The organism is Paucimonas lemoignei, from assembly GCF_004342585.1.
GTDB lineage: Bacteria > Pseudomonadota > Gammaproteobacteria > Burkholderiales > Burkholderiaceae_D > Paucimonas > Paucimonas lemoignei.
Window position 1 is genome coordinate 1 of record NZ_SLZQ01000004.1, and the last position, 20,044, is coordinate 20,044.

Consider the following 20,044-nt stretch of genomic DNA (forward strand, 5'->3'; position numbering starts at 1 on the left):
TTGTTAAAGATCATCCTACCTGCCCCGCTGTGCTTTCAGCGTTGCTGCGAAGCGTCGTGTTCGTCAGCAGCAGAGAAACGAGATTATGAAGCACTGTCTCGTTTTCGTCAACTCCCTTTTTCGGGCTTGTCTACTTGAGACTCTCGTCTTGCACACTTGCCTTGCGGCTCATGTGCAGAGCCCGCTATTGTACTACTTGTGCGTAAAGTTTGGGGGACGTTTTTCAAGAAATGCGCGCATTCCCTCTTTTTGGTCTTCCGTTGCGAAAGTGGCATGGAATTGCCGGCGCTCGAACTGGACGCCCTCGGACAGCGTCGTTTCGTAGGCGCGATTGACGGACTCTTTGACCATCATGACGATCGGCAGCGACATGCCGGCGATTACGGTTGCGGCGTCCATTGCCTCGTCGAGCAGCTTGTCGGCAGCAACGATCCGCGACACCAACCCGGCACGCTCGGCTTCCGCGGCGTCCATCATCCTGGCCGTCAAACACAGATCCATGGCCTTGGCCTTGGATACGGCTCGCGGCAAGCGCTGGGTGCCGCCGGCGCCAGGAATGATGCCGAGCTTGATTTCCGGCTGGCCAAACTTGGCATTGTCTGCAGCGATAATGAAATCGCACATCATGGCAAGCTCGCAACCGCCTCCCAGCGCATAGCCAGCGACGGCAGCGATCACGGGTTTGCGGATGCGCCGGATCGTTTCCCAGTTGCGGGTAATGTAATCGCCCTTGTAAGCGTCCATGTAACTGTAGTTCGCCATCAGCGTGATATCGGCGCCGGCGGCAAAGGCCTTTTCGCTGCCCGTCAAGACGATGCAGCCAATTGCGTCATCGGCATCAAAGTTCAGCAGCGCCTGACCAAGCTCGTTCATGAGGTCGTCGTTCAGCGCATTCAGTGCCTTGGGTCGATTCAAGCGAATCAGTCCGACTCTCCCTTGGACTTCAACAAGGATATTGGCGTAGTCCATCCGTTCCCCTCTTAGTTAATAAAGTATGAATGCTGAATTGTAGGCTTTTGTTTCGTTGGAATCGATTTTTTTGGCAAAGTGGCGGTCTATCCGGGTTCGTTTCGTTTGCGAGTGCTCAAGGGTCGGCACTACAGAACCCCTACCATATGCACGCACTGGCAATAATCCAACCCTCACCGGATCTCCCATGACATTCCACTTCTGGCTTTCAAGGATTTCGGAAGGAGCAACCTATATGGATGCTCTACATCACGATGTTGCCAAGGCATTGATGCGTTTGCCGGCCTCAAAGGATGCGGAATTTCAGGAGCGGTATGACGTTTTTCTTGCCAAGCTGGAGCGGATCTTTCGGGCGGAAGAAAGATGGATGGAAGAAATCCGCTTTCCTGAATTGAAGCATCACCGGGAACAGCATGCGAGCATTCTGGACACCTTGTATCACGGCCGCACGCAGCTTCGCGGCGGCAATACGCAATTCGGCCGTAATATTGTCGAGAATCTTTTGCCGGAATGGCTTCATTTTCATGCTTCAACCATGGATAGCGCGCTTGCTCGCGAGTTAAGGGTGGCCGCGCTTACCTGAGCAATTAGCCCATCCATTGATTACGATTAGCTCACTCATTGATTAGCGAACCCGCGCAGCCAATCAGCGTGTTGCGCGCAGCACCGCAGGCAGTTTTGGCAGCAACACCCACATCCGGCCTGACTGCTTCATTTTGCCGGCGCTTTCGCCGGCTGCAGCGCCAAAGCCCCAGAAAAAATCAGCCCTTACCGCGCCACGGATCGCACCGCCAGTATCCTGCGCCATCATCAGCCGTTGCATTGGCCGCTCCGAATTCGGTTCCGAAGTGGCCAGAAATACAGGCGCGCCCAAGGGAATGAATTGCGGATCGACGGCGATGGAGCGCTGCGATGTCAGCGGCACGCCGAGCGCCCCTTTGGGGCCCACTTGCGGATCAGCCAATTTCTCTTCTCTGAAAAACACATAGCTGGGGTTGGCATTCAGGACTTCCTGGCGCCGCGCCGGGTTGGCCGCCACCCATGCCTTGATGCTTTGCGCAGATGCCTGCGCCAGCGTCATCTCGCCCTTGTCGACCAGATAACGGCCGATTGACCTGTAAGGATGACCATTCTGGTCTGCGTAGGCAAGACGCACTGTTTCCTTGGTATCGGTTAATTGCACACGCCCCGATCCCTGGACTTGCAGGAAAAAGGCTTCCACCGGGTCATCCACCCAGAGCAATTCTTTCCCGGCCAGCGCATTGGCCTGATCCATTTCGCCGCGCGTGGGATACGGCAGAACCTTGCGTCCGACCAGCTTGCCGCGCAGCCGCATGTTTTTCAGTTCGGGATAGACGCTGCCGAGATCGATCACCAGCAAATCATCTGGCACAGCATGCAAAGGCGTTTGATAGGGGCCGCCGCGCTTGCGGGCACCACGCAGCAATGGTTCGTAATAGCCTGTCACCATGCCCTGTTCGGTGCCATCGGCGTTGGCAATACGATGCGGGACGAAGAAGCTTTCCAGGAAAACGCGCATCGCCTTGGCATCGCTTGCGTTGACGTCACGGGCCACTTCACAGGGCTCTTTCCAGTCGGGCTTCTTGATCATGGCCTGGCACGATGCCAGAAAAGCCGGCCATGCCTGGCGCAAGTCATCCTGCTGCCATCCCGGCAAGTCGGCAAAGCTAACCGGCTTCAACGTCTCCACGGGTTTGACAGGCGGCTGTTCGGGAACCGGTTTGGTTTCCGGCGGCACGGTGGTACATGCCAGCATGCCTAAGGCGACGCCGACGGCGGATACGAGTAAACTGATGCGATTCAATTTCATGGTGGGTCAAGACGATGTGGCTGTTACTGCTGGAGGCCGGCGTGGCCTTGTTTCTATTAGTGTTTATTGTATGGTGGACTCTGCCATCGGCGAAAAAACCGAACCCGCCCGCCCAGGAGCCGAACAAGCAGCCGGACGACCGACAGCAATAATCAATGATCAATGCAGGGTGCGCGGCAAGGATAAAACAAATTCCGGAATCGTGGCCGTGAATTGCGCGCCATCTTCGGCGACGCAAAAGTATTCGCCCCTCATCGAGCCATGGGGTGTTTTGAGCGTGGCACCGCTGGTGTATTCGAATTGCTCGCCCGGCTGCAGCAAGGGCTGCTGTCCGACTACGCCGAGGCCGCGCACTTCCTCAATATGATTGGTGGCATCGGTGATGACCCAATGGCGGGAAATTAGCTGGGAGGCGATTTGCCCGGTATTGCGGATGGTGATCGTGTAGGCAAATGCATATTGGGAACGTTCGGGTTCGGATTGCTCTTCCAGATAGCGCGTGCGCACCGATACCGTCAATTCATAAGCTGCCATACATTCCCCAATATTTGTACCAGATGCATTTTTAACAAAAAGAATCCGGTGATTGCACACCAAATTCCGGGGCGATGCAAGGAATAATCTCAAGCCCGGCGGTAAAATAGCGGATTCCTTGAAAGAACTTGATTATGCCAAGCTACCGTATCGCTCCCAGTATTCTTTCCGCCGACTTTGCCCGCCTGGGCGAGGAAGTGCGCAATGTAGTCGCCGCCGGCGCCGATATCATTCACTTTGACGTGATGGACAACCATTACGTGCCGAACCTGACCGTCGGTCCGCTCGTCTGCCAGGCGATCCGCCCGCATGTGGAAGTGCCGATCGATGTGCACCTGATGGTCAAGCCGGTGGATCGCATCATTCCCGACTTTGCCAAGGCCGGCGCTAACATCATCACCTTTCACCCGGAAGCTTCCGAACATATCGACCGCAGCCTGCAACTGATCCGCGACCATGGCTGCAAGGCCGGGCTCGTATTCAATCCGGCCACGCCATTGCATTACCTCGAGCACGTGATGGACAAACTGGACATCATCCTGCTCATGTCGGTTAACCCCGGCTTCGGCGGACAATCCTTCATTCCACACACTTTGAAGAAAATCGCCGCGGTGCGCCGCCTGATCGATGACTCGGGGCGCGACATCATGCTGGAAGTCGACGGCGGCATCAAGATCGAGAATATCGCGGAAGCTGCACGCGCCGGCGCCGATACCTTCGTGGCAGGCTCGGCGATTTTCGGCAAGCCGGATTACAAGGCCGTGATCGATGCCATGCGCAAGGAATTGGCTGCGGTATGACGGCGCGCGAGCCTTTGCTGCTGGCCGGCATTCGCGCCGCCATCATCGACCTTGACGGCACCATGGTGGACACGGCGCCAGACTTTCATGTGGCAATCAACCGTATGCGTGGGGAACTGTCGCTTGCGCCGCTGGATATTGACACCATCAAGAATTTCGTCGGCAAGGGCACCGAAAACCTGATGCGGCGAGTGCTGGCGGTCGATTACGGCGCAAACGAAGTGGAAGACCATTTCGATGCCGCGCTCAGTGCCTATCAGCGCCATTATCATGCGATCAATGGCGAGTACAGCAGCATCTATCCGGAAGTGCACGAAGGATTGGAAGCATTACGCGGCAAGGGTTTGCGCCTGGCTTGCGTGACGAATAAGCCGGTTGCATTTGCTTTACCGTTGCTGGAGAAGACTGGCCTGCGACCATTCTTTGAAGTCGTGTACGGTGGTGACTCTTTGCCAAAAAAGAAACCGGATCCCGAACCTCTGCTGCAGGTTTGCGCCGATTTCGGACTAAGCCCGGTGCAGGTGGTCGCCATCGGCGATTCTTCCAACGATGCCAGGGCGGCACGCGCGGCCGGTTGCCGCGTGCTGACTGTGCCGTATGGGTACAATCATGGGCAGGCTATACAAGAAGTTGATTCGGATGGTATAGTTTCTTCACTATTGGAAGCATCCAATCTGATTTCTGTCTGAATCCCTGAGTCTCTCAGCACTTTATTAAACAGCATGTTCCTCGTTAAAAAACGTGACATCGCATCGCCCGGCACCTTTGAGGCCTGGCTATGGCGACGCTGGCAATCCCGGGCTCTGTAAGCCGATTGCCGCCAATTCCTTTTGCGGAATTGGCGACGTTTTTTGACAGAATTTCCGCGCTATTGCCCGTCCGTTTTACAATAGCGCCTGGAGAGGAACATGACTGAACTCGAATTCAAATCACTGGCCACGCAAGGCTACAACCGCATTCCGCTGATCGCCGAAGCATTCGCCGACCTGGAAACGCCGCTTACGCTTTACCTGAAACTGGCACAGCCGCAGCAGGCTGGCAAGAATTCCTTCCTCCTTGAGTCAGTGGTGGGTGGCGAGCGTTTCGGCCGCTATTCCTTCATCGGTTTGCCGGCAACGACCCTGTTGCGCAGCATCGGCAAGCGTATTGAAGTGGTACGCAATGACGAAATTATTGAAACCCATGAGGGCAATCCGCTCGAATTCATCGCGCAATTCCAGTCGCGCTACAAGGTAGCAGTCAGGCCTGGCATGCCGCGCTTCTGCGGTGGGCTGGCCGGCTATTTCGGTTATGACGCCGTGCGCTACATTGAAAAGCGCCTGGAAGATACGGCGCCGCCGGATGAGCTGGGTTTGCCGGAAATTCAACTACTGGTGACGGAAGAGCTGGCCGTCATCGACAATTTGTCGGGCAAGCTGTATCTGATTGTCTATGCCGATCCATCGAAGCCCGAAGCCTATGCCAAGGCACAGCAACGCCTGAAAGACTTGCGCGCCATGCTGCGCCGCGCGGTCGATGTGCCGGTGACGTCGGCATCGGTGCGCACGGAATCGATCCGTGACTTTGCCAAGGAAGATTTCCTCAAGGCGGTCGTCAAGGCCAAGGAATACATCATGGCCGGTGACTTGATGCAGGTGCAGGTTGGCCAGCGTATCAAGAAGCCCTACGTGGATTCGCCGCTGTCGCTGTACCGCGCGCTGCGCTCGCTGAATCCTTCGCCTTACATGTATTACTACAACTTCGGCGACATGCAGATCGTTGGCGCTTCGCCGGAGATCCTGGTGCGTAACGAATCGACACCAGATGGCAAGAAGAAGGTGACCATTCGTCCGCTGGCCGGTACCCGCCCGCGCGGCGCGACACCGGAGCTTGACTTGCAGCTGGCCGAGGAATTGCTGGCCGATCCGAAGGAAATCGCCGAACACGTGATGCTGATCGACCTGGCGCGCAACGATATCGGCCGCATTGCCGACATCGGCAGCGTCAAGGTCACCGACAAGTTCGTGATTGAAAAGTATTCGCACGTGCAGCACATCGTCTCGAATGTTGAAGGCACGCTGCGCGATGGCATGTCGAACCTGGATGTGCTCAAGGCCACCTTCCCGGCCGGCACCCTGTCGGGCGCACCAAAAGTGCGGGCGATGGAATTGATCGACGAGCTGGAACCGGTCAAGCGCGGCATCTATGGCGGCGCCTGCGGATATCTATCGTTTGGCGGCGAAATGGATCTGGCAATCGCGATCCGCACCGGCGTGATCAAGGATGGCATGCTGTATGTGCAGGCAGCCGCCGGCGTGGTCGCTGATTCCGTGCCAGAAATGGAATGGCAGGAAACGGAAAATAAAGCTCGCGCAGTACTTAGAGCCGCTGAACAGGTGCAGGATGGCTTGGATGGAGGTAACTAAGATGGTAAATATTGTGCAAGCGAGCTTTATTTCGGCGCAGGTTAAGCGAAGCGGCCGAAGCCAAAATAGCGCCGTGCTGCGCGCGGCTGAGCAAGTGCGAGATGGTCTGGATGGAGGAAACTGAGATGCTGCTCATGATCGACAACTACGATTCCTTCACCTATAACCTGGTGCAGTATTTTGGCGAACTGGGTGAAGATGTGCGCACCTTCCGCAATGATGAAATCACGCTGGAAGACATTGAAAAGTTGAATCCAACGCGCATCTGCATTTCACCGGGCCCCTGCACGCCGCATGAAGCGGGCATTTCCGTGCCGGTGCTGCAGCAGTTTGCCGGTAAATTGCCGATATTAGGCGTGTGCCTGGGACACCAAAGCATCGGCGCAGCATTCGGCGGCAAGGTGGTGCGTGCCAAGGAGGTCATGCATGGCAAGACTTCGACGATCGAACATACCGGCGCCGGCGTATTCAAGGATTTGCCGGATCCCTTTACCGTGATCCGTTACCATTCGCTGGCCATCGAGCGCGCTTCGCTGCCGGATTGCCTGGAAGTGACGGCCTGGACGGAAGATGGCGAAATCATGGGCGTGCGCCACAAGGAATTTGCCATCGAAGGCGTGCAATTCCATCCGGAGTCGATTCTCTCCGAGCACGGACACGCGTTGCTGAAGAACTTTTTGACGGCCTGAGATGCGCCAGGCGCTGTTCTTGAGCATGCTGCTGGCAGTGACTGCCGCAAGCGCAAGTGCGCTCGACGATTGCCGGGCACAGAAACAGGCCGAGGCCGACATAGCCTTATGTGTCGAAACCGCTCAGCTTCGTTCGACGAACCACTTACGCAACTTGAGCAACACGACACGCGAGGCGGTAAGCGAAGAAACCCGCAGCGGCAAGCGTCGCAGCCGCATGCGCGAATATCGCAAGCTGGAAGCGCGCCATGTTCACGAACGTAACACCTTGTGCCGCAAACAAACCGACCCGCTTGAGCGCCGCGCCTGCATCGCCGACATGAACGATGCCCACGCCGCGGAGCTGAAGCGTTTCATGGAATAAGCGCGCCGCATCAAGCTACCGCGCGACGCATTGACCAACCAGATTTTTCAGGAGCATCCAATGCCCATAACCCCGCAAGAAGCCTTATTGCGCTGCATCGAGCACCGCGAGATTTTCCATGACGAGATGCTGTCGCTATTCCGCCAGATCATGAGCGGGGAAATGTCACCGGTGATGATCGCCGCACTGACCATGGGTTTGCGAGTGAAGAAAGAGACGGTCGGGGAAATCGCGGCAGCGGCCCAGGTCATGCGTGAATTCGCGACCAAGGTAGAAGTCACCAACCCGGACAAGCTGCTCGATATCGTCGGCACCGGCGGTGATGGCGCGCATACCTTCAATATTTCCACCACTGCCCTCTTCGCGGTGGCGGCGGCTGGCGGCCATGTCGCCAAGCACGGAGGACGCAGCGTGTCGTCTTCATCCGGCAGCGCCGATGCCATGGAAGCACTGGGCGCGCACATCAATCTCAAGCCTGAACAGGTAGCGCAATCGATCGAGCGCAGCGGCATCGGCTTCATGTTTGCACCGAACCATCATGCGGCCATGAAGCACGCCGCGCCGGTGCGCAAGGAACTGGGCGTGCGCACTATCTTCAATATCCTCGGGCCACTGACCAACCCGGCGGGCGCGGCCAATATCCTGATGGGCGTGTTCCATCCTGACCTGGTTGGCATCCAAGTGCGCGTGCTGCAACGCCTGGGAGCCAAGCGCGCCGTCGTCGTATGGGGGCGCGACAACCTGGATGAAGTCACGCTGGGCGCCGGCACCATGGTGGGCGAGCTGATCGATGGCGAAATCCGCGAATATGAAATTCATCCGGAAGACTTCGGCTTGCCGATGTCAGCAACCCGCAACCTGAAGGTCGCCAGCGCAGCCGAGTCGAAAATAAAAATGCTCGAAGCGCTCGATAACAAGCCGGGCCCGGTGCGCGACATCGTTGCTTTGAATGCCGGCACGGCGCTGTATGCAGCAGGCGTGGCATCATCCATTGCCGACGGCCTTGCCAAAGCCAAGGAAGCCCTGGCTTCCGGTGCGGCACGCGCCAAGATGGAAGAATTCGTGAAAGTCACACAAGAGCTCGCTCGCACAACCTGAACCCGGTTCACATCCAGCTCGTTTATTTTAATTAAGCCATGTCCGATATTCTCGATAAAATTTTGGCGGTGAAGGCAGAAGAAGTTGCTGCCGCCAAGAAGTACCAGGACTTCGCCAGCCTGCGGCGCGAAGTGGAAAACAATCAGCAATTGCGTGCCGAATTACGCGGCTTCGAGACAGCTTTGCGCGCCAAGATTGCCGCCGGGGGCGCCGGAGTCATCGCGGAAGTAAAAAAAGCATCGCCCTCCAAAGGCATCCTGCGGCCGAATTTCAATCCCGCCGAAATCGCGGCAACCTATGAAAAGCATGGCGCAGCTTGCCTCTCCGTGCTAACCGATGAGCAGTTTTTTCAAGGGAAGCCGGAATACCTGCAGCAAGCGCGCCAGGCTTGCGCGCTGCCGGTTCTGCGCAAGGATTTCATGATCGATCCCTATCAGGTCTATCAGGCCCGCGCGTGGGGCGCTGATTGCATTCTGCTGATTGTCGCAGCGCTCGACCATGGCTTGATGGCGGAGCTGGAAGCTTGCGCACTTGAATTGGGCATGAGCGTGCTGGTGGAAGTCCACGACGGCGCCGAACTGGATGCCGCGCTCAAGCTCAAGACGGCTCTGCTAGGCATCAACAACCGCAACCTGCGCACATTCGAAACGTCGTTGCAGACGACCATCGATTTCCTGCCGCGCATTCCAAGCGAGAAACTGGTGGTCACGGAATCCGGCATTATTGGACCAGACGACGTCAAGCGCATGCGTGACGCCGACGTCCATGCCTTCCTCGTGGGCGAGGCATTCATGCGCGCGCCCGATCCGGGACTGGAGTTGAGCCGCCTGTTCGGCTAAGCTCCGCTCCGCCCCGTTCTCGCCCTCTTACCGGCCGAGCCAGTCTGCGCGCAAGCGGGCTGCCGCGGCCGGTTTCATTTCCGTCGTCAGGCTGGCCTGTGGCGCATCATCGGCAGCCAGCACCGCTTCCACGCTAAACAACTCGTCGCGCCGGAAGGCGTGAATCGTCACGGCGTCTCCAAGACGGAGCCTTCCGAGCAAACCATCGAGATTGGATGCATTAACGCGCAAGCCATCGATCGCCACCAGCACGTCGCCGGCTGACAATCCGGCACGATGCGCCGTACCGCCTTCATACACGCTCGCCAATTTGGCGTCATTGCCATCCTTGGCGATACGCGCACCGAGCGAAGGCTTGGTTTCCTTGCCGCTATCGGCCAGCATGACGCCAAACGGCGACAGGAGTTTTGCCAGCGGCAGATCGTCGGTGCCATGCACGAAGCGCCGCAAGGTGCGCTTGAGCGCCAGGCCGGTGACTTCATCGAACAGCGCTTCGACTTCGGCTTCGGTGACGCCGCGGCCGGATTCCGCGCCATCCTCGTAAAAATCGCGGCCATAACGCTGCCACAAGGCGCGCATCACGTCGTCCAGGGACTTCTTGCCTTTTGTCTGGGCGCGGATGGTAAGGTCCAGCGCCAGCCCGACCAGCGAGCCCTTGGTGTAGTAACTGACGATGGCGTTGGGCGCGTTCTCATCCTGGCGGTAGTATTTGACCCAGGCATCGAAGCTCGATTGCGCCACGCTTTGCTTGGTACGGCCGCTGCCGCGCAGGACGCCATTGATAGTTTTCCCCAGCAGTCTGAAGTATTCCTTTTCATCGATCAGGCCGGCGCGCACCAGCATCAGGTCATCGTAATAACTGGTGAAGCCTTCGAACAGCCACAATAGCGTGGTGTAGTTTTCCACGCGCAGATCATAGGGCGCGAAGACTTCCGGCTTGATGCGCTTGACGTTCCAGGTATGGAAATACTCATGGCTACACAAGCCCAGGTAAGTGCGATAGCCATCGGTCATGTCCTTTTTGCCGATCACCGGCAAATCGTTGCGCGAGCAAATCAGCGCCGTCGACGCGCGGTGTTCCAGCCCGCCGTAACCATCGCCGACCGCCAGCGTCATGAAGACATAGCGTCGCATCGGTGCGTGCTGGCTCTTTGGCTCGAACAGGGCAATCTGCGCTTCGCACACCTTTTTCAAATCGTCGGCAAGCCGCTTCATGTCGAGATTGGGCACGCGGCCGGTGATTACGATATCGTGCGGCACGCCATGCGCCTTGAAGGTCGCCAAAGCGAAATTACCCATCTCAACCGGATGGTCGATGAGCTCATCGTAATTGGCTGCGACATAGGTGCCAAAGCCATAGCGCTTGGCTTTCAGTTCGGAAAGCGCAGTCGCCACGCGCCAGCTGCGGCAGACCTCATCATCCGGACGACGGATATCCACGATGTGCGGCACATTTTCCTGGCCGTCGACACACAGGAATACGCTGCTGCCATTGAAGAAGCCATGGGTTTGATCGAGATGAGCGGCGCGCACCGACAAGTCCCAGGCATACACTTCATAATGTAACACCAGCGGGCCGGCCACCGGTGCGGCTTGCCAAGTGTGTTTGTCGATCTTATGCAAGGCGACGGCCTGCCCTTGCGATTCAGCGCGGATCTGGACGATATTGCGCGCGAATTCACGGATCATGTAACTGCCGGGTATCCAGGCGGGCAATGAAAAGATTTGCCCCTCTTTATCCGGAGCGGCGACCGTGACCGTCACATCAAACAAATGTCCAGCCAGGTCTTTTGGCGTAATCGTGTAGAGGATATTTTTTTTCATGACAGGCGTCCCAAAGAAAAACCGCCATGGCGCGGAATCGAATCAGATCCCGGGCGCCATGGCGGCGAGCAGTCAAGACAACAGATTTACTTGATCGTTGCCAGCTTGGCTTCAACCGTTTTCAGGTCGACGGCGCCCGGAATGCGCGAGCCATCGGCAAAGAAGATGGTCGGCGTACCGGTAATTTTCAGCTTTTGGCCCAGTTCGAAAATTTTCTCGTTCGGGTTGGTCAGGCAGCTCTCCGGCGCAGGAGCCTGCGCCTTCCCATTCAACATCCACTCATCCCAGGCCTTCGCCCGGTCGGGGCTGCACCAGATATTTTTCGATTTGACGCCGGAATCCTCGGACAAGATGTTGTACATGAAGGTATAGACCGTCACGTTATCCATCTCTTGCAAGGTATGGCGGAAGCGCTTGCAATAACCGCAATTCGGATCTTCGAAGATGGCCATCACGCGCTTGCCATTCCCCTTGACCATCTTGAGGGCGGAATCGAAAGGCAGGTCGGAAAACTTGATCTTGGAAATTTCATCGGTGCGCGCCTTCGTATAATTCTGATACGTCGTGGTATCGATGATGTTACCGACGAAGAGGTATTGCGCCTTTTTGTCGGTATACAGGATGTCATTATTATTGGTGCGCACCTCGAACAAACCGGAATACGGCGTGCGGGTAACCGAGACCACCTTGGCGCGTTCGCCCAGGCGCGGCTCGATCAGCTTTTTCACCGCAGCCTCTTCCGCGCTTTGACCGACGGCTGATGTACAGGCTATGCTGAACAGGGCGACTGCTGCCAGTTTGATACTTTTCATGAAATTCCTAATCGATATGAGTGCACTGTCATCAAGACTGACGGCCGAGCGCATGAGAGATTAGCTGCCTTTTTATGCCGGGCAAGCGATTCACCAAGTTTAATCCAAGATTGCGGGCGATGCGCAAAGGTTCGAAATTGCTGGAGAATAGCCGCTCCAGTCCATCGGTCGCCAATTGCATGAGCAAGATATCTTCTTTTCGTGCACGCGCATAGCGCGCCAGCACGCGGGCATCACCGCAATCGCGCTGCACTTCACGGCCGGCCACGACTTTCAACAGCTCAGCGACGTCGCCAAATCCCAGGTTCATGCCATGCCCCGCCAGCGGGTGTACGACATGCGCCGCATCGCCGATCAAGGCAACCCGCGGAGCGGTGATGGCGTGTGGACGGATCAGCGCCAGCGGAAAAGCCTTGACTGCCTGCGGCTCCAAAGGAGTCAGGCGGCCGAGCACGCTGCCGCAATAATGATCCAGCCGTTGCGCCAATTGCTCCAGCGGTTCGGACAACAAGCGCTGCGCCAGCACTTCCGGTGCCGACCATACCAGCGACACACGCTCGCCGGGCAAAGGCAACAAGGCGATGATACCTTCTTCCGAAGTAAACCATTGATAGGCCACGCCGCGATGGGGCTTTTCGCAGGCAAAATTGGTCACGACGGCGCGCTGGCCGTAAGAACGGTAATCCATGCCAATCTCGCATTGATGGCGCACCCACGAATGCGCGCCATCCGCGCCGACCAGCAAGGGAGCCTGGAGCGTGTCGCCATTCTCCAACGTGACACGGGCATAATCGGCGTCAGTTTCCAGGCGCACGGCACGCCCCTGAACCAGCTGGACGTTCGAGGCGAATTTCAGCGCCGCATCCAGCGCCTGGTTCAGGTTGGCATCTTCAATGATCCATGCCAGCTCGCCAACGCGCGCGCCGTAAGAATCGAATACCAGATGCCCGGCTTTTTCTGCGCCGTCACCGCGGATATCCATGGCATCGACGGCGGCAATGCGCTCGGGATGAAGGGCACCCCAGACTTTCACCGAAGATAGCAGCGTGCGGGCGACATGATTGATGGCATACACGCGCACATCCCATGGCGCATCCGCCGATCCTGAAGCAGGCGTAGCAGCACCGCACAGCAGACTTACCCGCAGGCCGCTTTGTGCCAAGCCGAGGGCAGCCACCTTGCCGATAGCCCCGTTGCCGACAATACAAACATCGGTTTGCAATTCCATGGTGTTATGCGCCGTCGAAAAGTAGAAAAAATGAAGCTTCTTGGGCTCACATTATAGCGGGCGACACTTTTTTGCCCCATTTTTTCAAATCACTCTTTGCGGAAACAAATACATTTGCTATACTCGCAGGTCTTGGCCTGGTAGCTCAGTTGGTAGAGCAGAGGATTGAAAATCCTTGTGTCGGTGGTTCGATTCCGCCCCGGGCCACCAAGAATTAAGGGCTTAGCTTCGGCTAAGCCCTTTTTCATTTCCAGTCATCCAATCGCACGCGAGCGATTTATGCATTGCGCCCTCGCCATGCACCGGCAGCGCTTTCACCAGCAGTTTTCCAGCGCCAACCACGCTACCCCGCCGAGCACCTAGCCTCGCGCATGCGTCACGTCATGTACTGGAGCCTTGCTCGCCCATCTGATTCTGCGATGAACACTGCGGCCATGCTGATATATCGTTCATCCGGAAATACCGATCGAGAAATTTTTTGCACGAAGCTCCAATCGATAAGCTTCAGGGGGCCTATTCCAAATTCGCGTCATATCGGAACCTTTGCGACTGATTCCAGACATATTGACAAGAGAATTTTGTCAACATTCACATCAGTTTTTCCCAGGAGACTGACATGGCATCGGAAGATTCATATCGTCAATCAGCGGAGACGACAGCAGAAGCGCAACGCCAGATCCAACTGGATTCCGATGCGCGTGAAAGCAAGCAATCATCAAAACAAAGCCCTTCCAGCGAAGGTGCAATCCAGGCAGGCTCTACCAAGCAACCGGAACCGCCATTCCCCAAGAAACATCTGGCCAAGCCTGGACTGGAATCCGAACTCGATCCGCCGCCCCGCTTCATGGCAAGCGACTATAAGGGCAGTGGGAAATTGCAGGGCATGGCCGCCATCGTGACCGGGGGCGATTCGGGAATCGGCCGCGCCGTTGCCGTCTTGTTTGCGCGCGAAGGCGCGGATGTGGCGGTACTCTATTTGAACGAGCATGGCGATGCTGAAGAGACGCGGCGCTGCATTGAAAAGGAAGGACGGCGCTGCTTGCTGATTTCGGGGGATGTGCGCGACCCGGCGTTTTGCAATGACGCCGTCAAAAAGACGGTGGATACATTCGGCAAGCTCGATGTGCTCGTCAATAACGCCGCTTTTCAGGAACACGCGTCTTCGCTGGAAGAGATTACGGATGAACATTTCGATATGACGATCCGCACCAACCTCTACGGCTACTTCAATATGGCCAGGGCGGCGCTTCCACATTTGAAAACCGGCGCATCCATCATCAATACCGGTTCCGAAACCGGACTGTTCGGCAATCCCGTATTGCTGGACTATTCCGCCACTAAAGGCGCCATTCATGCCTTCACAAAGTCGTTGGCGGCAAACCTGATGTCGCGTGGAATTCGGGTCAATGCCGTTGCTCCCGGCCCGGTGTGGACGCCATTGAATCCAGCCGACCAGTCGCCCGACAAGATCGCCCAATTCGGCGCTCACACGGGAATGAAACGTCCAGCCCAGCCTGAAGAAGTGTCGCCAGCCTACGTTTTCCTCGCCTCCCCTAGCTGCGCCAGCTACATTACAGGCATAATTCTTCCGGTAATCGGAAGCGTGGGATAGACGTTGACGCAACACCGCGATATCGGCGGCCAGCCATTCAAGCTGGCTTGAATAACAACCTGGTTTGCCATGGCAGGCATCGTTCCTGCCTACGCAACGATGCCGCCAAGTTCAACTTGGGATATCGGGGCGATTTGCCAGAACTGCAATGGGCGATGGTGTTGCGTGAATCAATAACACAGCCGCGCCAACCAGCTTTGCAAGTTCTGGAGCATGCCAGCTTGTAACCAAATTGTTGTGCGAGCGTGTTAAATATTGTCAACGCATAATTAACAAACACCCGTCCCAAGTAATTCTTGGTAGATTACAAAATATCCGTTATTAGAATTAAAACAGAGGCAACTTTATGCGTATCGCCGTACTGGACGATGATCACAGCCAGACTGACTTGGTATGCCAGGTATTGAAATCGGCCGGCCATACTTGCCATCCTTTCCAGAGTGGGAAGGAAATGCTGAACCAGTTGCGTCGTGAAAGCTTCGACTTATTGATCATTGATTGGCAAGTACCCGACCTCAGCGGCCCGGAGGTGCTGCAATGGGCACGGGAAAAGCTCAATCCGAATCTGCCCGTGCTGTTCATGACCAGCCGCTCGAGCGAAGATGACATCGTCGCCGGCCTGGCAGCAGGCGCCGACGATTACATGATCAAGCCAATCCGCCGGGGTGAATTGACTGCCCGGGTGCAAGCCTTGCTGCGGCGCGCCTATCCGAACCAGACCAGCGCCGAACAGATCCAGTTCGGACAATACGTCTTCGAGCCGCGCACGGGAAAGCTGACTGCTAATGGTCAGGCTATCGACGTCACCCAGAAGGAATTCGATCTGGCGCTGCTGTTTTTCCGCAATCTCGGCCGGCCGCTGTCGCGAGCCTACATCCTCGAAGCGGTGTGGTCGCGCGACGTGGATATTCCCTCCCGCACCATGGACACGCACGTCTCACGTGTGCGTAGCAAGCTACAGTTGCGCCCAGAAAATGGTTTTCGGCTGGCACCAGTGTATAGTTACGGTTATCGTCTAGAACAGATAACTGAATAACAGCGCTGACCGAACCCGCCCGGAGTCCAAACCCGACGGGTTTGAAAACACGCGCAGGGGGGAGCATCATGCGCACCGTCGTCCTTCGATTTTTCCTGATGCTGTTTTTGGCAAGCGGCCTGCCAGCCATTGCCGCACCCGCCAACGCATCAGGGGCCGAGCCAATCACAGTCAATCGGGCCAGCATCGTCTACGCTACGCGCGCCGGCGACACGCTGATGTCCATTGCCGAGCGCTTCACGACGCGTATCGACAACTGGACCGCGCTCAGCAAAGTCAACAATATCGGCAGCGATACCGCCATACCGATCGGCACGCCAATCACCATTCCTGCCGACCTGTTGCAGGATGAGCCCAGCGAGGCCCGCGTCATCGCCCTGTCCGGCAGCATCACCGCCAACACGCAGGAAGGCCAGCCGCTGCTGCTCGGCCTGGGCGCCAAGATCACCGAAGGCATGCAGATCGATACCGGCAACAACAGCTTCCTGACACTGGAACTGCCGGACCAGTCGCGCATTTCGCTGCCTTCCAACAGCCGCATCCGCGTCGCCAAGCTGCGCATGGCGCGTTACACCAAGAGCCCGCGCACGGAAATCCTGCTCCTGAACGGCAAGGTCGAATCCCGTGTCGCGCCGCTGGAACAGAACAAGGGCAAGTTTGAAGTCCGTACGCCGATGGCAGTGGCCGGCGTGCGCGGCACGCAATTCCGGGTCGGCATCAGCGCCAACGGCACTGCCACCGAAGTCTTGTCCGGCAAGGTCGAGGTTGGCCGCCCCAACGGCCGCGATGGCCAGATGATCAATGCTGGCCAGGGCAACATCACCAATGGCAAGGCAGTAGGCAAGCCGGTCGATCTGCCGCCGACGCCGCAACTGGCCAGCGCGCCGACCCGCCAGGAACAGAGCGGCGCCCAGTTCGTGCTGACGCCGGTTCCCGGCGCGCAGGCTTACCATGTCCAGATCGCCACCGATCAGGAAGCGAAAAACATTCTTCTGGAAGGTCACGCCAAGGATACGCGCCTCAGGCTGGATGGCCTGCCTAACGGCAGCTACTATGCCCGCGTCTCGGCGATCGACAGGCTGGGTCTGGAAGGTCCGGCCAGCACGCACGCCTTTACGATCGGTTCTGCACCGCCAGCCGTTTCCGGACCGCTGCCCGCTTCGCCTACCGTGGAGGCAGGCGAAGCCCGCCAGCTGGCGTTGCGCTGGAGCGGCGCGCCGGGCCAGCAATTTACGGTACAAGTGGCGCGCGATCCGGCATTCTCCTGGCTGGTCTATACCAACAAGACTTCCGTGCCGGAAGCACGCTTCCCGCGTCCGCCTTTCGGCACCTATTATGCGCGCGTGCAAGTCAACCATCCAGATGGCAGCGCCAGCCCGTACTCCCTGGCCCAGCCGTTTGTCGTCACGGACCAGTGGATCATCCATGATGGCAATCCGATCAGCGCCAAAAACGCCGCGGCCCGCTAATCGTTGCGGGCAATGAGCGCTGGACTGCATATTCCGGCGGACAGCGCACGCAAGCTTGCTAACGTGCGCACGAGCCAGCCGCTATTTCAGCGAATGCTAATGTCGACTATCCTGCTTCATGACTTCTAACCGGCTTTCCCCACTGGTGCGGCGCCTGGCGGTACGCGAATGGCTGTCGATCCTGGTGGTCATGGTACTGCTGGCAGGTGTACTTGGCTGGCAATCCGGATTAGGCCGCCTGGATCAGACAGTGTATGACCAGTTCCTCTCGCAAACTGGCCGCCCCGCACGTGACGATATCCTGATCGTCGCCATCGATGATTACAGCCTGGCGCAACTGGGCCGCTGGCCCTGGCCGCGTACGCTGCACGCCGAACTGATTTCGCAAATTGCCGCGGCCAAGCCGCGCGCCATCGGCCTGGATGTGATCATGTCCGAGCCGGAAGCGGCGCCAGCCAATGGCAGCCGGTCTGGCGATCTGGCGCTGGCAGAAGTCTTGAAGAATAACCAGCGCACCGTGCTGCCGATCGTGATGGCCAATGCGGGCACCGGCTTGAGCGCGGCATTACCGGCCGCCGATATTGCCAAAGGCGCGCGCAGCTTTGGCCATATCAACCTGGAGCATGATAATGACGGCGTCGTGCGCAGCGTCTATCTCTATGAAGGCGAGAATGGCGTATGGTGGCCGCACTTTTCGCTGGCATTGCTGCAACTGGCTGAAGCCGATGCCAAAAATGCCGGCTTGCGCCTCGTCGGCGGCATGCAGCCTGCTGCGCCAGGCGCTGTCGAATCGACGAAGTTCGGACATTGGCAACGCAGCCGGCTGCTGCATATCCCGTTTGCCGGCCATAACGGCCATTTCCGTTCGATTCCTTACGTCTCAGTCTTGCGCGGCGAAGTCCCGCCGCAGTTTTTCGCGGATAAATATGTGCTGATCGGCGCCACCGCCATCGGCATGACGGATTCCTATCCCACTCCCGTGTCCGCCGGCGCCGGCGCCATGGCTGGTATCGAAATCAATGCCAATATCCTGGCCAGCCTGCTCGATCAGGAAACCATCGTCATTGCCAAACCGTGGCAGTCGGCATTGTTTTCCATTGCCCCGGTGCTGATCGCGCTGCTTGGCTATTTCATGCTGACGCCGCGCCTGGCGCTGCTGCTTAACGTCGGCATGCTGTTGTTGACACTGGCGTCGAGTTATTTCGCTCTGCAGATGGGCATCTGGTTCGCCCCTTGCGCAGCCCTGGTGACCCTGCTGATTTCCTATCCGTTGTGGAGCTGGCGCCGGCTGGAAGCGGCGATCGATTACCTCGGCCAGGAATTCATCCGACTGGACCAGGAACCGCACGTCTTGCCCGAACTCGCCACCAGCAATACCATCATCGAAGATGTGCTGGAACGCCGCATGAACGCCATGGAAACCGCGGCGCGGAGGGTGCGCGACCTGCGTCAGTTTATTTCCGACAATCTCGACAGCCTGCCTGACGCCACCTTGGTGACGACTGTCGATGGCCATGTTCTGCTGGCTAACAAGCATGCCAACGAATACTTCGCGCTAGCAGGCCACCAGGATATCCAGGGCGCCCTGCTGCCCTATCTGTTCTCCACGCTGGCGTCGCCCGAGCCGGTCAATCAAACCATCAGCACGCGCTTCGACTGGTGGCAACTGCTGGACTTGCAATATGCGCGCTTGCTTGCCGACGGCGTCAGCACGCTCGATCCGCAGGGACGCGACCTGCTGGTCAAGAGCGCGCCCTGCCACTCGGCCAGCAATGAACTGACCGGCTGGATCGTCAGCGTGATCGATATTTCACCGATCCGTGCCGCTGAACGCAGCCGCGATGAAACCCTACGCTTCCTGTCGCACGACATGCGTGCCCCGCAGGCATCGATCCTGGCGCTCCTGGAACTGCAGCACGATCCGGCCTCAGCCCTGCCGCAAGATGAACTGTTTTCCAGGATTGAAAAAGCCACCCGCAAGACGCTGGGGCTGGCCGACAATTTCGTGCAACTGGCACGCGCCGAATCGCATGAGTACCGGCTGGAAGAAGTTGATTTCCAGGAAATGCTTTACGACGCCACCGATGAAATGTGGTCGCTGGCAAAAAACAAGCAAATCGAACTGGTTACCAGCATCAAGGATGGGGAATATCCGGTCCAGGCCGACCGCGCCTTGATGACGCGCGCGCTGGTTAACCTGATTTCCAATGCCATCAATTACAGTCCGGCCGGCACGCGCGTGGCCTGCACGGTCGAACTGCAATCGACGCTGGAAGGCCCGCACGTCATCTGTAACATTACCGACCAGGGCTATGGCATTGCGCCGCATGACCAGGTCAAGCTGTTCCGGCGCTTCCAGCGACTGGAGTTGCCCAACCAACCGCGCCATGAAGGCATCGGCCTGGGGCTGGTCTTCGTCAAAACCGTGGTCGAGCGCCATCTCGGTGAAATACGCTTCAGCAGCAAGGTCGGCGAAGGCACCACCTTTACCGTCGTCCTGCCCAGTGCCTTGCCGGCATGACCACGACGGCCTG

The 20,044-nt window shown here is 57.7% G+C and carries 18 protein-coding genes and 1 tRNA gene; 13 read left to right on the plus strand and 6 right to left on the minus strand.

Annotated features, from left to right (window positions below):
- Nucleotides 1-192: 192 nt before the first annotated feature.
- Complete coding sequence (locus tag EDC30_RS07225; protein ID WP_132258164.1) at nucleotides 193-969, minus strand: enoyl-CoA hydratase; 777 nt, start codon at nucleotides 967-969, stop codon at nucleotides 193-195.
- Nucleotides 970-1,156: 187 nt separating this feature from the next.
- On the opposite strand from EDC30_RS07225, the gene EDC30_RS07230 reads away from it, so the two are divergent.
- Nucleotides 1,157-1,552, plus strand: a complete 396-nt coding sequence (locus EDC30_RS07230; protein ID WP_165973760.1) for a bacteriohemerythrin — start codon at nucleotides 1,157-1,159, stop codon at nucleotides 1,550-1,552.
- Between the two features lie 63 nt (nucleotides 1,553-1,615).
- On the opposite strand, the gene mltA is transcribed toward EDC30_RS07230, so the two are convergent.
- A complete protein-coding gene (gene mltA / locus EDC30_RS07235) occupies nucleotides 1,616-2,800 on the minus strand; it encodes a murein transglycosylase A (protein WP_132258166.1) in 1,185 nt (394 codons plus the stop codon).
- A gap of 159 nt (nucleotides 2,801-2,959) precedes the next feature.
- Entirely contained in the window at nucleotides 2,960-3,334 is a 375-nt protein-coding gene (gene apaG / locus EDC30_RS07240; protein ID WP_132258167.1) for a Co2+/Mg2+ efflux protein ApaG, read from the minus strand.
- 134 nt (nucleotides 3,335-3,468) lie between these two features.
- Between apaG and rpe the strand changes: the two genes are divergently transcribed.
- From rpe to trpC, 7 genes are all read left to right on the plus strand, one after another.
- Entirely contained in the window at nucleotides 3,469-4,134 is a 666-nt protein-coding gene (gene rpe / locus EDC30_RS07245) for a ribulose-phosphate 3-epimerase (protein ID WP_132258168.1), read from the plus strand.
- The gene (locus EDC30_RS07250) at nucleotides 4,131-4,823 is read left to right on the plus strand and encodes a phosphoglycolate phosphatase (protein ID WP_132258169.1); all 693 of its coding nucleotides are present in this window, start codon (nucleotides 4,131-4,133) and stop codon (nucleotides 4,821-4,823) included. Before rpe ends, EDC30_RS07250 begins: the two co-directional genes overlap by 4 nt.
- 219 nt (nucleotides 4,824-5,042) lie before the next feature.
- Nucleotides 5,043-6,539 carry an anthranilate synthase component I gene (trpE, locus tag EDC30_RS07255; RefSeq protein ID WP_132258170.1) on the plus strand — a complete coding sequence of 499 codons (1,497 nt, stop codon included), beginning with the start codon at nucleotides 5,043-5,045 and terminating at the stop codon, nucleotides 6,537-6,539.
- 125 nt (nucleotides 6,540-6,664) lie between these two features.
- Nucleotides 6,665-7,228, plus strand: coding sequence for an aminodeoxychorismate/anthranilate synthase component II (locus EDC30_RS07260; protein ID WP_132258171.1), 564 nt, complete (start codon nucleotides 6,665-6,667; stop codon nucleotides 7,226-7,228).
- A 19-nt stretch (nucleotides 7,229-7,247) separates the two neighbouring features.
- Nucleotides 7,248-7,592, plus strand: a complete 345-nt coding sequence (locus tag EDC30_RS07265; RefSeq protein ID WP_132258172.1) for a hypothetical protein — start codon at nucleotides 7,248-7,250, stop codon at nucleotides 7,590-7,592.
- Nucleotides 7,593-7,652: 60 nt separating this feature from the next.
- Nucleotides 7,653-8,690 carry an anthranilate phosphoribosyltransferase gene (trpD, locus tag EDC30_RS07270; protein WP_132258173.1) on the plus strand — a complete coding sequence of 346 codons (1,038 nt, stop codon included), beginning with the start codon at nucleotides 7,653-7,655 and terminating at the stop codon, nucleotides 8,688-8,690.
- A 38-nt stretch (nucleotides 8,691-8,728) separates the two neighbouring features.
- Nucleotides 8,729-9,529, plus strand: a complete 801-nt coding sequence (trpC, locus tag EDC30_RS07275) for an indole-3-glycerol phosphate synthase TrpC (protein ID WP_132258174.1) — start codon at nucleotides 8,729-8,731, stop codon at nucleotides 9,527-9,529.
- Between the two features lie 27 nt (nucleotides 9,530-9,556).
- Here the strand turns inward: trpC and EDC30_RS07280 are convergent, their stop codons facing one another.
- The 3 genes from EDC30_RS07280 to EDC30_RS07290 all read right to left on the minus strand — a co-directional run bounded on the left by EDC30_RS07280 (nucleotide 9,557) and on the right by EDC30_RS07290 (nucleotide 13,393).
- Entirely contained in the window at nucleotides 9,557-11,353 is a 1,797-nt protein-coding gene (locus EDC30_RS07280) for a M61 family metallopeptidase (protein WP_132258175.1), read from the minus strand.
- A gap of 86 nt (nucleotides 11,354-11,439) precedes the next feature.
- A complete protein-coding gene (locus tag EDC30_RS07285; RefSeq protein WP_132258176.1) occupies nucleotides 11,440-12,165 on the minus strand; it encodes a DsbC family protein in 726 nt (241 codons plus the stop codon).
- A 31-nt stretch (nucleotides 12,166-12,196) separates the two neighbouring features.
- On the minus strand, nucleotides 12,197-13,393 hold the full coding sequence (locus EDC30_RS07290; RefSeq protein WP_132258177.1) for a UbiH/UbiF family hydroxylase: 1,197 nt from the start codon (nucleotides 13,391-13,393) through the stop codon (nucleotides 12,197-12,199).
- A gap of 134 nt (nucleotides 13,394-13,527) precedes the next feature.
- On the opposite strand from EDC30_RS07290, the gene EDC30_RS07295 reads away from it, so the two are divergent.
- The 5 genes from EDC30_RS07295 (at nucleotide 13,528) to EDC30_RS07315 (ending at nucleotide 20,031) form a co-directional block, all read left to right on the plus strand.
- A tRNA-Phe gene (locus tag EDC30_RS07295) sits at nucleotides 13,528-13,603 on the plus strand.
- Between the two features lie 406 nt (nucleotides 13,604-14,009).
- Complete coding sequence (locus EDC30_RS07300; protein WP_132258178.1) at nucleotides 14,010-15,005, plus strand: SDR family oxidoreductase; 996 nt, start codon at nucleotides 14,010-14,012, stop codon at nucleotides 15,003-15,005.
- A 346-nt stretch (nucleotides 15,006-15,351) separates the two neighbouring features.
- Entirely contained in the window at nucleotides 15,352-16,041 is a 690-nt protein-coding gene (locus EDC30_RS07305) for a response regulator transcription factor (protein WP_132258179.1), read from the plus strand.
- 68 nt (nucleotides 16,042-16,109) lie between these two features.
- Nucleotides 16,110-17,510 carry a FecR domain-containing protein gene (locus EDC30_RS07310; RefSeq protein ID WP_132258180.1) on the plus strand — a complete coding sequence of 467 codons (1,401 nt, stop codon included), beginning with the start codon at nucleotides 16,110-16,112 and terminating at the stop codon, nucleotides 17,508-17,510.
- A 118-nt stretch (nucleotides 17,511-17,628) separates the two neighbouring features.
- Complete coding sequence (locus EDC30_RS07315) at nucleotides 17,629-20,031, plus strand: CHASE2 domain-containing protein (RefSeq protein ID WP_132258181.1); 2,403 nt, start codon at nucleotides 17,629-17,631, stop codon at nucleotides 20,029-20,031.
- The last annotated feature ends 13 nt before the right edge of the window (nucleotides 20,032-20,044 follow it).

What these genes read in the sequence shown, in the direction of transcription:
- EDC30_RS07225 (WP_132258164.1), bottom strand. Translation starts at nt 969, where the DNA reads ATGGACTACGCCAATATCCTTGTTGAAGTCCAAGGGAGAGTCGGACTG.
- EDC30_RS07230 (WP_165973760.1), top strand. Translation starts at nt 1,157, where the DNA reads ATGACATTCCACTTCTGGCTTTCAAGGATTTCGGAAGGAGCAACCTAT.
- mltA (WP_132258166.1), bottom strand. Translation starts at nt 2,800, where the DNA reads ATGAAATTGAATCGCATCAGTTTACTCGTATCCGCCGTCGGCGTCGCC.
- apaG (WP_132258167.1), bottom strand. Translation starts at nt 3,334, where the DNA reads ATGGCAGCTTATGAATTGACGGTATCGGTGCGCACGCGCTATCTGGAA.
- rpe (WP_132258168.1), top strand. Translation starts at nt 3,469, where the DNA reads ATGCCAAGCTACCGTATCGCTCCCAGTATTCTTTCCGCCGACTTTGCC.
- EDC30_RS07250 (WP_132258169.1), top strand. Translation starts at nt 4,131, where the DNA reads ATGACGGCGCGCGAGCCTTTGCTGCTGGCCGGCATTCGCGCCGCCATC.
- trpE (WP_132258170.1), top strand. Translation starts at nt 5,043, where the DNA reads ATGACTGAACTCGAATTCAAATCACTGGCCACGCAAGGCTACAACCGC.
- EDC30_RS07260 (WP_132258171.1), top strand. Translation starts at nt 6,665, where the DNA reads ATGCTGCTCATGATCGACAACTACGATTCCTTCACCTATAACCTGGTG.
- trpD (WP_132258173.1), top strand. Translation starts at nt 7,653, where the DNA reads ATGCCCATAACCCCGCAAGAAGCCTTATTGCGCTGCATCGAGCACCGC.
- trpC (WP_132258174.1), top strand. Translation starts at nt 8,729, where the DNA reads ATGTCCGATATTCTCGATAAAATTTTGGCGGTGAAGGCAGAAGAAGTT.
- EDC30_RS07280 (WP_132258175.1), bottom strand. Translation starts at nt 11,353, where the DNA reads ATGAAAAAAAATATCCTCTACACGATTACGCCAAAAGACCTGGCTGGA.
- EDC30_RS07285 (WP_132258176.1), bottom strand. Translation starts at nt 12,165, where the DNA reads ATGAAAAGTATCAAACTGGCAGCAGTCGCCCTGTTCAGCATAGCCTGT.
- EDC30_RS07290 (WP_132258177.1), bottom strand. Translation starts at nt 13,393, where the DNA reads ATGGAATTGCAAACCGATGTTTGTATTGTCGGCAACGGGGCTATCGGC.
- EDC30_RS07300 (WP_132258178.1), top strand. Translation starts at nt 14,010, where the DNA reads ATGGCATCGGAAGATTCATATCGTCAATCAGCGGAGACGACAGCAGAA.
- EDC30_RS07305 (WP_132258179.1), top strand. Translation starts at nt 15,352, where the DNA reads ATGCGTATCGCCGTACTGGACGATGATCACAGCCAGACTGACTTGGTA.
- EDC30_RS07310 (WP_132258180.1), top strand. Translation starts at nt 16,110, where the DNA reads ATGCGCACCGTCGTCCTTCGATTTTTCCTGATGCTGTTTTTGGCAAGC.
- EDC30_RS07315 (WP_132258181.1), top strand. Translation starts at nt 17,629, where the DNA reads ATGACTTCTAACCGGCTTTCCCCACTGGTGCGGCGCCTGGCGGTACGC.